The sequence below is a fragment of the Bariatricus massiliensis genome, assembly GCF_900086725.1.
GTDB classification, from domain to species: Bacteria; Bacillota; Clostridia; order Lachnospirales; family Lachnospiraceae; genus Allocoprococcus; species Allocoprococcus massiliensis.
Genome location: NZ_LT574838.1, coordinates 320546 through 332631, shown reverse-complemented (window position 1 = coordinate 332631; position 12086 = coordinate 320546). Strand labels below are relative to the sequence as shown.

Below are 12086 nucleotides of genomic sequence, written 5' to 3'. Positions count from 1 at the left end.
TCAAATCAAATAGAAATCAGGAGGAATTACAGTGATTAAGATAGAAAAAGCAGCTGGGTCGAAACCGTTTATTGTTTATCCGGGCACAGACGTCAGCGGAACTGCAGGTGGGAATCCAAGTGTTGAGAGTTATTGTGCACTGGATTATACATCTGCTTCCAGATACCGTTTAAAAAGAGACGATCACAATCAGATATTTCAGTTTTTTGGCAATATACTTGGCAGCGAAAACAAGCATGTATATTGTCTGGATAAATTCGCCGACGGGCCTTACAACGATGTGTCTTATGAGAGCAGGCCCTTTGAAACTTTGTTTCCATCGGCAACCGAGAGACAGAAGGAAATGCTGGGATGGATTTTGGCAAATGCTTATCCAGCGGTCAGTGCGGCCGACACATTTGCGCTTGCAGGGGTAGATGCCTCAGCCAGCCCGGTTCTGGATAACAATGATGCCTACGCGGCTGTGCAGGTAGCGCTCTGGGTACTGCTAGGACAAATTTCACTGGATGAAGTATATTTTCTGGACTGTGCCAGCGGGGATGACCATCCTAAGTCTGACAGAATGAGGACTACCGTATTGGAGCTTCTGCGCCTTGCGGGGCAGCATATTGACGGGCAGGCTGCACCAGTGATTAACGCACCCGCTAAATGTACCTGCCCGTGCGGTACCGGAGCATGGATAAAATGTTGTAATAAAAGTGTACCGCAGACAGCTGCCGGAGAACCCTATCTTATTTTTCAAGGGTGTCCGGATGAAGTGCGCGATGTCTGCGGCAGACTTTTAATTGGGCCATTCCGGCTTCAATCTGGTTTTGAAGGCCAGCCGGAGATAACAGTCACGCCATTTTGTGATTGTGGTGAAGATTATTCTGCCACATTTATGGATTTCTGTGGAAATCCCATTGCAAATCCGGTTATTGGCCAGGAATTCTATATTGCGCTCCGTGCCTCAGGGCACTGCGTTTGCTTCACAGTAACCGCTTTTTTTACCGGATATATTACAAGGGTCATCACGATGGAAGCCCAGAGCACGGTCCTTAATTATCAGCCAATCGGCACATCCTTTGAGGATCAGCCTGTCCCCTTGACAGCGGAACTTTGCATCTGTGTATCGACGTCAGTAAAGGGCGATGCTTCCGTGAATGCTGGAAAAGCCGCTATAAGTATTAACAACAATAATAACAACAATAACAATAATAACAGCAGTGGTGGAGCGGGAGGGTGCTCTTGCCCGATGCCATTTCCTATGGCTCCAATCTGCTGGCCCTATTGGCCGGGAATGGTGAGGCCGCCTTATCCACCGGAACTACCGTACCCGCCATACCCGCCGTATCCACCTTACCCATCGTGCAGGCCGGAACCGCCATGTAAACCGGAGCCGCCGTGCTGTCCGTGCCCGCCGGAGCCACCATGTAAACCGGAGCCGCCGTGCTGTCCGTGCCCGTCGGAACCACCATGTCCGCCAAAGCCACCGTGCAAGCCAGAGCATTGCTGCCCGATATGCCTGCCAAACCTGCCTCATTTATAGGAAGGACGATTGAGAGAAGCTTACGGTACGTGTGGAAGGCCTTTATACTTGATATAAGTTTATGATGATTTAGTCCCGGCAGATATCTGTGTATCTGCCGGAGATGTGAGAAAGTAGGAAGTAAATTTATGGAATATGAGCTGATTCGGTCTTCGCGGAGAACATTGAGCATTGAAGTGAGCCGGGATGGGAGGGTACTTGTGCGGGCGCCCAGAAACTGCAGCAAAAAGCAGATTGAGGAGTTTCTTGCCAGAAAAGCAGAATGGATTGCAGAGAAGCTGGACATGCAGAAAAGAATTGCGGAGCAGGTAGAAAGCCGGACACAGCTGACTGACCAGCAGAGAAGCTTTTACCGGGAAAAAGCCCGTGAGGTGCTGACTCAGAGAGTAGAGCATTATGCGAAGGCGATGGGCGTCACATACGGCAGGATTGCCATCCGGGAGCAGAAGACAAGATGGGGAAGCTGTAGTGCGCCGGGGAATCTTAATTTTAACTGGAAGCTTATTCTGATGCCGCCGGGGGTGTTAGACTATGTAGTTGTACACGAACTGGCGCACCGGCGGGAGATGAACCATTCGGACAGATTTTGGGCAGTGGTGGAGTACTATATGCCGGAGTATAAAAAATATAGAAAATGGCTGAAAGAAAATGGGCGGTTATTCTGAAAAAAGATTAGTATATAGGCAGCATATGAGTCTGGAAACAGGCAAATATGCTGCCTATTATAATGTTTGCCATATTTGAGATTGATGGTGAAAATGGGGTTGACAAATAAAATATATTATTATAATATACAGGTATATACAAGTTTAATCATAAAGGAGGAAAAGAAAATGAAAGAAGAAAATAGATTCGTAAATATATTAAAAAAAGCAGAAGAAGGAAAATATGCGGTTGGTGCAGTCAATATATTCAATTATATAACTGCCAAAGCAGCAATCGAGGCTGCAGAAGAGATAGGCCAGGACGTTATTATACAGACATCGGTTGGCACTGTCGAATATTTTGGAGCGGAGGCGCTCATTTCTATGATTGATTCTATACGAAGATATGCAAAAGTAAATGTGGCTGTCCACTTGGATCACTGCAGAGATAAGGAGCTTGGAAAGCGGTGTGCAGAAGCAGGGTGGGATAGTATAATGATGGATTTCTCACAGCAATTATTGGAGAGCAACATTTCCAGCAGCAGAGAGATGGCCGAAATAGCACATGCTAGGGGCGTGGCCATAGAAGGGGAGGTAGGAATCATATCGGGTACCGAGGAAGAGATAGTGAATGACAGGGAAGTGGGGGCAGGATATGAGGAAACTATAAAGTATATAAAGGAGTCTGAAGTAGATGCTGTTGCGCCCGCCATCGGGACAGCCCACGGTGTATACAAAGGTACACCCAATATCAATTTTGAATTAGTGGGACAATTAGGAAAGGAAAATGTACCGATTGTAATCCACGGCGGTTCTGGACTTTCAGCGGAAACATTTTGCCGCCTTATAAAACTTGGAGGAAGGAAAATCAATATATCGACAATCGTAAAGAACACCTATTTAGAAAAGACAGCGCAGTTAGTCATGTCCAGAGAAAAATTTTCGCCGATTGCCTTTGATGAGCAGGTTAAAATAGCGGTAAAAGAAGAAATTAGAAAACATTTAGAAGTATTTTCAGGGATAAAAAATCATTTTTAATAATAAGGAGAAAGCTATGAGAAAGGTATATGAATGTGATTTGCATGGACATACAAACCGGTCCGATGGAAATGATACGCCCCGAGAATATATAGATCATGCCGCTTCGCGGGGGCTTAAAGTTGTTGCAATAACAGATCATGATGTGATTCCTCCGGATAAGGTTGAGACGGAAATGGGATGTGAAGATATTTTGAAATATGCCAGAAGGAAAAATATTCATCTGATGAAAGGGATAGAAATCTCAACAGAGACTAAAATCGATGATGTACATCTGGTCTGCTTTGGATGTGATTGGTCTCTGGATTATTTCAAAGAGCTAGACGAATTTACTATTCAGAGTAAGAAAGGAAGTTATAAAAAACTGGTTCTTGCCTTACAGGAATTAGGTATGGCTGTCTCATGGGATGAAGTGTTGGACAATAATGCAAATCCCGTGCCGGAGGATAAGGTTCAAAAGAAAATGATTTTTGAACTAATGGCCAGAAAGGGATATGTGGAAAGTTGGAAAGATGCAAAACTTTTTGTTAAAAATTCGCCTAAACTTCATATAAAGAGAGAGAAACCCAAGGCTGTAGAAGTGATAGGTCAGATACATAAAATGGGTGGGATTGTCATTTTGGCACATCCTTACTTGATAAAGGAAAGTGTAGAATATGGCGGCAATGTGATTTCGAGAGAGGAATTCATTGAGGTTCTCATAGAACATGGGCTGGATGGCATTGAGGCTTCCTATTCTTACGACAAAACGAGCTATGACGGTAAAATGACACCAGAGGAGATTGAACAAGAGGTTCTTAAAAAATATGAGGGGAGAGATCTGATTATGTCAGGCGGTTCGGATTATCATGGAGACAAGAAAAAGGGCATAAAAAATCCCAGAGATATCGGGGAACGTGGTATTTCATACGCGCAGTTCTGCAGCTATGACAAGTTAAAAGTTTTGATTGACATCTATACTTTCGTTATATAGAATATACATGTATGAAAGGTGGTAAATAATGTTAGAGAGAAATACACCAAAACCGCTATATCAGCAGTTGAAAGATATTCTGATGGATGAAATTGAAGCTGGGAAATGGGAGCCGAATGAAAAAATCCCTTCTGAGAACGAATTGAGTTCACTATATGGACTGAGCAGAATGACCGCGCGTGCGGTGGTGTCCGACTTGGTAAAAGAGGGCCTTTTATACCGTGTTCAGGGCAAAGGGACTTTTGTCAGTGAAAAGATTCTGGCCCTGAGTCCATCCTACATTGGAATACGGGAACAGTTGGAACAAATGGGATATGAAGTAAAGACCAGAATCGTAGAATGCAAGACTATGAAAAGTACTGGTAAGATTGCCAAAAATCTTGGCCTTTTGTCAGGAGATTCCGTATTTATGATTAAGCGCATTCGTTATATAGAGGACGGGCCAATCAGCCTTCATGTATCCTACATCAATGAGAAGTATAGAGAGAAACTTTCGGAGGAGCTGTTGGAAAGAGAGCAGCTTTGTGTCATTTTAAATGAAGAATATGGTCTGACCAGAAAAAAGGTGTCAGAGACTTTGGAGTCTATTGTCGCGACAAAGGAAGAAGGAACTTTGCTCGAAGTAGAGGCGGGCCATCCGTTGTTGCTTTTAGAAGATATTATATATGATACCAATAATGTGCCTTATGAATATACAAAGGTGCTTTTTAGAGGTGATAAGATTAAGATTAAATTACAGTATGATTAAACAGAGTTCTCAAAGTAAGGACAGCTAACGATGAAAAGTTAGTTGTCTTTTTTTTACAATATTAAATATCATGACCGCATTACATAAGTATATAAAAACAAACTATACATGTATATATAAGTATTGACAACGATGAAAGGAAGTGGTACGATTTAATTACAAACATGTATATACAAGAAGAAAAAAGGAGGATTGCTATGATAACTGTAAATTATAGTGGAAAGGGCGAAGGCACTCTGGACATGAATTATACACTTTCTTCACTTGGTGCGGCAGCGGCCAGAGGAGAAGAAAGCATGGTGGAAAGAGTAGAAAATCTTCGAATTCACGCAGAGGATTTTGAACGTTTAAGTGGAAAAGTAAAATATGTAACGACCACGGAACGATTTAAAGATGTAATCAAAACCTTTAATGTTCAGAAGGGAGAAATTCCGGCAGGATTCAGAGTGGAGACAACATTGTTGATGGATGGTACTCTGCATACAGATTTAATCCGCGATATTTCTTATGATAAGAATGGCATGAAACGTCCTACAGGAGTTGTTTTCTCGGCAGATTCGGCTAACCCCTATGAAATTGAGCCGATTGCTCCTCTTCTTGGAAACCTGACATGTAATCCGGGTATTATATATGATTTGTTTTTGAATAACCCTGCGGCAAATGTAGGAAGAAAATTCAAAACTCGAGAAGAGGTTATCAAGGAAATCGGCCGTATACTTGGCCCGGGCTGTGACATTTCTGTAGAGCTGAATAACCCTTTCGAGCGGGATTTTGAAAAAATATTGGATGAATGTGAGCGGTTCAAAGAGTTAGTAAGTGAGTACCGCCTTGTTGTCAAAGTCCCTCATACCGGGCCAATCACCGCAGACAATGTGAGCCAGTTGATGCAGGGAAATAAAAGATTTAATGGCAGGTATGACCAATGCAGCACTGAAGCGGCATTTATGAGTCACAATCTGGCGCTTAAACTTCGGGAGCATGGTTATAGAGTGAATTATACCCTTATGTTTGAACCCTATCAGACTGCGCTGGCATTACAGGCGAAGCCATACTTTATCAACAGTTTTATCCGGCATCGGATGAAGCAGTCAGAGATTTTCAAGAAACTTACGGAGGAATTTGACGCAACTGGCGATGAGCGTTATTTGACAGAACTTCGTGCCTTTATGATAGAAAATGATTATCTGCCTGTGGAGGAGACAGGATTAAAATGGTGCTATGAGAAGGCAAAGGATATCATCAAATATCGTAAATTTAATGAAAAGGATGGCTCGGACGGTTTGGACAGTGTACGCCATAATCTGAAGCTGCTAAGACAAACTAAACTGAGGGATACCCGTCTCATTCTCTGTTCTATGGAAGGGGATTATAATTATCCGGATATTGATAGGTTAATGACCGATCCGGATTATGAAGATGTGATAGAGCGGGTTGTCATTACGGCGGAGCCGAAGTATCTGGCTAGGTTTACAAGTACAAATCAGGTGATAAGCTACCAGCGCCGTTTTATGAATGCCGTCAACAATGATTCAAATGTTGGAAAGATGGGGTAATAACAGTTATGGATTATCGTGAGTTAGAACGGACAGCAGACAGATGCCGAATCAGCACGCTCCGCATGGTGAAAGCAGCCGGACATGGCCATATAGGAGGGGCTTTTTCCTGTATGGATATCGTGACTGTATTATATTTTAAGGAAATGAAATGTGATTCAGGCGCTCCACATAAAAAAGAACGGGATAGATTTCTCTTGTCAGCAGGGCATAAATGCTTGGCGCAGTATGCTGTGCTTGCGGAGAAGGGATATTTTCCTAAGCCGTACTTGGATACATATGGTTCTTTAGGAACAATACTGCCCGGTCATCCAGATATGAATAAGCTGCCGGGAATAGAAGCTAATACAGGTGCTCTTGGTCATGGACTCGCGATTGCAGTGGGGATGGCAATGGGAATCAGGCTGGATGAGGGTGACTCTAGAGTTTATGTGATAATGGGGGACGGCGAATTGGCGGAAGGCTCTAACTGGGAGGCTATCGCTGCCGCAGCACATTATAAACTGTCTAATCTATGTGTATTTGTGGATTTTAACGGGCTGCAGATCAGCGGCAGGGTGCAGGATATCATGAATTTTACTCCGTTCAAGGAGCGTTTTGAAGCATTTGGCTGGAATGTGATTACCATAGACGGGCATGATATGAAGCAAATTGTCGAAGCTCTGGAAATGGCCAGAGTTGCTGTGGACAGGCCGACGGTAATTGTGGCACATACAATAAAAGGAAAAGGGATACCATTTTTAGAAGGGAAAGCGGCGAGTCATTTCTGGTCTCCCAATGAGGGGGAGCTTGATGAGGCTGTAAAGTCTATAAAGATAAAGGCAGGACTTCAGGAGGGAAAAGGATATGATTGGTAATTTTGAGGATCCCCGCAAAACATTTGGGGAAGAAGTATGCCGGATAGCTCTTGAGAATAGGAAGATTGTTCTTTTGTCCGCGGATAGTGGGAGAAGCTCTGGATTTGGTTCATTCATGGACAAATGCCCGGAGCGGTATTTTGAATTTGGCATAATGGAACAGACAATGACCGGGGCAGCGTCAGGACTGGCCTCTACTGGGAAAATACCGGTAATTTGCGCTATTGCGTCATTTATTACTGCAAGAAATTATGAGATGTTCCGCAATGATATAGGCTATATGCGCCAGAATGTAAAAATAGTAGGCAGGAATGGCGGAATTACATATTCAGATTTAGGGACGACTCATCATTCACTAGATGATTTTGGCCTTATTGGGATGATTCCGGGAGTGGTTGTGTTAGCGCCTCAAGATCCCAATGAGATCCGGGAGGCCGTAAGAGCCATGCTGAAGTATGAGGGGCCTGTCTACATGCGGATTGGCAATGAAAAACAAGAAAATTTGTTTGAGTCCGGTTTTGAAATAGGGAAGGCCAGACATATTTGCCACGGGGAAGACGTCACTCTGATAAGTGCTGGAAGCATGACTGCTAACGCGGTAAAGGCATGCCGTAAGCTTAACGAAAGAGATATCTCTGTAGAACATTTGGGAATCTCTACCCTTATTCCTCTGGATTGTGACGCAATATTGGAATCAGCCGCACGTACGGGATTTGTAGTGACGGTGGAAGAGCATTATACAGAAGGCGGGCTTGGCAATAAAGTAGGGGAACTTCTCGCGACGGAGGGGTGTCCGGCTGAATTAATAAAGCTGGCGATTCCGCATGATTATTGTATATCTGGCCCTTATAGCGAAGTGCTTGCATACTATGAGTTAGACGCAGATAGTATAGCGGCCCGGATAGAGCAGGATTTCAAAGGTGTTTATTTTTAGAAAATGCATTGACAGGTGGCGAGAAGAGTGGTATAGTCACATTATAACTTGTATATACATGAGTGGAACAATGGAAACAGTTTAACAGTGCACAGGAGGGTTTTGCTATGAAGAATGTAGATGTAAGAAATATGAGTAAACATGATTTGGGACAATTTTTTGAATGTTCCCACGTAAGTTTTAATCCCAAAGAGAAGATAATTGAAAACTGTCACAAAGCTATTGAGTATAATCTTGCCGGAGTATATTGTAATCCTTACGAAGTTCCAATCGTAAAACCGATTATTGAAGGGTCGGGCTTATTCCTTGGTATGAGCCTCGCGTTTCCAAGAGGGATAGACTTGCCCGATGTGAAAGCATACAACGCGCAGAAAATTCAGGAGCTTGGTGTGACAAATATTGACTTCGTCATCAATTATCGAGCGGCCAAGGAGGGGAACTGGGATATTATTGAAGAGGAAGTAGAGAAAGTGAGACACGCAGTTCCGGAAGCAGTTTTAAAGATGATTGTCGAATGCTGTGAGTTGAACGATGAGGAACTGGGAAAAGTTGTACAGATTGGCATTAAGAATAAGGTTAACTATATTAAATCTAATACTGGCCAGTTAAAAGGCCCGACCTTCCATCAAATCAAGATGATGGCCGATATGGTGAGGGAGACAGACACGTTACTAAAAGTATCTGGAGTCCAAAGTCCAAAACCACAGAATGCATTTATATATCTTCTGGCGGGGGCAAGGAGAATTGGTTCCCAGAATCCATTTGAAATGCTTGACGGTATTGATGAACTGAGAGAGGCCGGTATTTTTAATTCTGGACAGCCTGATGAGCGGTAGGTGTTTATTATGGGCAAATATTTAGTAGGTATTGATGCGGGAACAACAGGATGTAAAACATGTGTATTCGATTTAGATGGCAATCTTATGGGAATGTCTTACAGAGAGTATTCGTGTATTTACCCAAAACCGGGTTATGTAGAGCAAAAACCGGAGGATGTATTGTCGAAGCTGTTCTCTACTTGCAAAGAAGCCATTGAAAACGCCAGAATAGATGCGGATGACATATCAGCGATGGGGTTGTCAACAATTTCAAATACATTCTGTCTTATGGATGAGCATGAAAATTTACTGTATGATTTTGTAGTATGGAACGACATTCGTGTTACGGGACAGGAGATTGAGATGTTGAAGGAGAACTTCTCTCCTGAGGAACATTATCATACAGCCGGCAGGCCTATTACAACGGGAAATGCCGGTATTGCCAAATTCTTATGGTTCCAAAATCATGAACCAGAAATGTGGTCAAAGGTTTCTAGAATCTGCTGCACTCAGGATTACTATCTAAAGCAGTTCGGAGCGGACAGTTATTATGTGGATGACACCTCGGCATCCCGGATGGCTGCGACTGATATTGTAAAGCACCAATGGTCGGAGAAACATCTGAAACTTGCCGGGCTTGAAGGTGTTCAGATGCCGGAGATTATTGTAGAACCGGGGAAAATAGTTGGGACAGTAAAGAAAGAGATATCAAATAAGACCGGCCTGCCGGTAGGATGTAAGATTTGTCTGGGCGCTATTGACCAAAATTGCAGTACCTTTGGCGGCGGGCTGGTGGAAAGTGGTTCCGCAGTCATGGTAATCGGTACTTTTGGGAGCTGCTTTATTGCATCTGACCGACCGGCATATGATCCCAATATGAAGCTGGTGGTAAAAGAGAATCACGGCATGGGCAATTATACGGTAGAAGGCATGTCAAGTGCGGCTGGTTCGGCATTCAGATGGTACCGGGATACTTGCTGTCAGAAAGAAGCTGCCCATGCGGAAACTTTAGGAGAGGATGTTTACGACCTTATTGTAGAGGGGGCGAAAGAATCGCCGATTGGAGCCAATGGCGTCTTTTTCCTTCCATACCTTCAGGGAGTATCGGCGAAGCAGGATTATAATGCACGCGGGACATTTCTTGGGATGACATTAAAGAATGACCACAACGATATGAGCCGCGCCGTACTGGAAGGAGTTTGTTATGAGATGCTTGACATTGTCAATGCAGAGCGGGCAGCGGGAATTCCTTTATCCAGTATACGGATTGTCGGTGGAGCAGCGAAAAGTGACTTTTGGTGTCAGCTGTTTGCGGACATCATACAGGTACCGTTTGAAGTAGTCAATACTACAGAAACGGGGTGTCTTGGAGCTGCAATGTATGCCGGCATCGCCTTGGGGATATATGAGTCCTGCAGGGATGCGGTGAAAAAGGCGGTAACTGTAAGTAAGGTATTTTATCCGGATGAGGGAAAGGCAGAAGAATATCAGAGAGTATTTGACAAGTGGAAAAACGCTTATGAAACGTTGAAGGATGGCTTCTATTGAAGCTAAAAATGTGAGAAAGGGAGGTAATGAAATGGAGAAACAAAAGAAAGGTAAGATAGAGAAGCTCAGTGATTTCTTTGAGAGAGTGCTGCCTGATTCCATAACAATTGCTTTTATACTTATGATTATTGTCATCATTTTAGCAATTGCCTTAACAGGTGCGCCGTTAATCACTTCAACTGAGAATCAATTGAGCATTGTCGACTCTATCGGTCAGAATTTCTGGAACCTGCTGGCCTTTAGCATGCAGATGTGTCTTGCGTCAATTTTAGGTACCGTTGTCGCAAAATCCCCGCCCGCAAGCAAGATACTAGGTAAGGCTTGTGCGGTGCCGAACAGTGTGCTTGCATGCTATCTCTTTTCCTGTATTTTATCGGGAGCGTTATCTTGGATTCACTGGGCAGTAGGCTGGTTTGGCTGTATCGTAATTGCAAAACAGATTATGGTTCAGGCTCATAATAAAGGATTAAAGATTCATACTCCCCATTTTGTCGCTACCACTTTTATTATATGTCTTATGATGGGGCAGGGCCCATCTGCCAGCCAGATTGCTTTTGGCGCTACCCCCGGATATTTGAAGTCACTGGTCGATCCGTCAACAGCGTCTGGATTGAAGGACTATTATACTATTATTGAGGTGGCCTGCCAGCCTAAGGCTATTATCACAGAATTACTGGCTGCCGCATTAATGTTTATCCTTCTTTACAAGATGAGACCGAAAGAAGACGCGAAGTTTTTTGATGGCATGACCAAAGAGCGTTTAATTGATTATACTGCGACCCCTGATCTCTCTGCTGATAAATCTACGCTTGCTAAAAGATTGTCCAACAGTGCAGTAATTGGTGTGCTAATGGGAGGGCTCTTCCTAGTTTATGCAATAAAAGGGCTTATAACCAAAGGATTTGCAGGGTTTGGCATCAACGAATTCAATATGATTCTGTTTGGGTTATGCTTAGTATTATGTTTGAGGCCAAGGATTTTTGGTGAATTATTTAAAGAATCCGTAACAAGTGTATGGGGGTTTATTGTTCAGTTTCCTATCTACGCGGCGATTTTTGGTGTTATGACCGGGACTGGACTGGATTCAGTTATTTCCAATGCGTTCCTTTCTATCGCCTCCACTCGTACATGGCCAAGTATAGCGTATGTATACAGTGCGTTTCTGAATATATTTGTGCCGTCAGGCGGCTCTAAATTTATCATTGAAGCGCCATACATAATTCCAATCACCCAACAGTTGAACGTGGACATAAAAACAATTTTAATGTCCTATGGATTCGGGGATAATTGTACAAATATGCTGACTCCATTCTGGTGGATAGCTCCATGTGGGATGGCCAAAATTGATTATCATAAGGTAATGCCGTATGCGGTAGTAGCCTGCGGGGTTAGTGTTGTGTACTTTACCATTGCTATGTTCTTCTGGGTATAGTAAAGGAGGGAAG

At 43.4% G+C, this 12086-nt stretch carries 11 protein-coding genes; all 11 read left to right on the top strand.

All coding sequences use genetic code 11. The features are described 5' to 3' along the window. The first annotated feature begins 31 nt into the window (after nucleotides 1–31). Nucleotides 32–1528, top strand: a complete 1497-nt coding sequence (locus BN6465_RS13225; protein WP_066736046.1) for a thioester domain-containing protein — start codon at nucleotides 32–34, stop codon at nucleotides 1526–1528. A gap of 128 nt (nucleotides 1529–1656) precedes the next feature. Then, the gene (locus tag BN6465_RS13220) at nucleotides 1657–2193 is read left to right on the top strand and encodes a M48 family metallopeptidase (RefSeq protein WP_066736044.1); all 537 of its coding nucleotides are present in this window, start codon (nucleotides 1657–1659) and stop codon (nucleotides 2191–2193) included. Between the two features lie 168 nt (nucleotides 2194–2361). After that, complete coding sequence (locus tag BN6465_RS13215; RefSeq protein WP_066738657.1) at nucleotides 2362–3210, top strand: class II fructose-bisphosphate aldolase; 849 nt, start codon at nucleotides 2362–2364, stop codon at nucleotides 3208–3210. Nucleotides 3211–3226: 16 nt separating this feature from the next. Further along, nucleotides 3227–4183 (top strand): PHP domain-containing protein, encoded by a 957-nt coding sequence (locus BN6465_RS13210; RefSeq protein WP_066736042.1) that lies wholly within the window; start codon nucleotides 3227–3229, stop codon nucleotides 4181–4183. 28 nt (nucleotides 4184–4211) lie between these two features. Continuing rightward, nucleotides 4212–4931: a GntR family transcriptional regulator gene (locus tag BN6465_RS13205; protein ID WP_066736040.1), complete on the top strand. Its 720-nt coding sequence runs from the start codon at nucleotides 4212–4214 to the stop codon at nucleotides 4929–4931. Nucleotides 4932–5128: 197 nt separating this feature from the next. After that, on the top strand, nucleotides 5129–6484 hold the full coding sequence (locus tag BN6465_RS13200) for a beta/alpha barrel domain-containing protein (RefSeq protein ID WP_227183385.1): 1356 nt from the start codon (nucleotides 5129–5131) through the stop codon (nucleotides 6482–6484). An 8-nt stretch (nucleotides 6485–6492) separates the two neighbouring features. Next, nucleotides 6493–7341 (top strand): transketolase, encoded by an 849-nt coding sequence (locus BN6465_RS13195; RefSeq protein WP_066736039.1) that lies wholly within the window; start codon nucleotides 6493–6495, stop codon nucleotides 7339–7341. Continuing rightward, complete coding sequence (locus BN6465_RS13190) at nucleotides 7331–8275, top strand: transketolase family protein (RefSeq protein WP_066736038.1); 945 nt, start codon at nucleotides 7331–7333, stop codon at nucleotides 8273–8275. The genes BN6465_RS13195 and BN6465_RS13190 overlap by 11 nt, the downstream gene beginning before the upstream one ends. A 107-nt stretch (nucleotides 8276–8382) precedes the next feature. Then, nucleotides 8383–9111, top strand: coding sequence for a deoxyribose-phosphate aldolase (gene deoC / locus BN6465_RS13185; RefSeq protein ID WP_066736036.1), 729 nt, complete (start codon nucleotides 8383–8385; stop codon nucleotides 9109–9111). Nucleotides 9112–9120: 9 nt separating this feature from the next. Then, nucleotides 9121–10641 carry a xylulokinase gene (locus BN6465_RS13180; protein WP_066736034.1) on the top strand — a complete coding sequence of 507 codons (1521 nt, stop codon included), beginning with the start codon at nucleotides 9121–9123 and terminating at the stop codon, nucleotides 10639–10641. Between the two features lie 31 nt (nucleotides 10642–10672). Continuing rightward, nucleotides 10673–12073 carry a TIGR00366 family protein gene (locus BN6465_RS13175; RefSeq protein ID WP_066736032.1) on the top strand — a complete coding sequence of 467 codons (1401 nt, stop codon included), beginning with the start codon at nucleotides 10673–10675 and terminating at the stop codon, nucleotides 12071–12073. The last annotated feature ends 13 nt before the right edge of the window (nucleotides 12074–12086 follow it).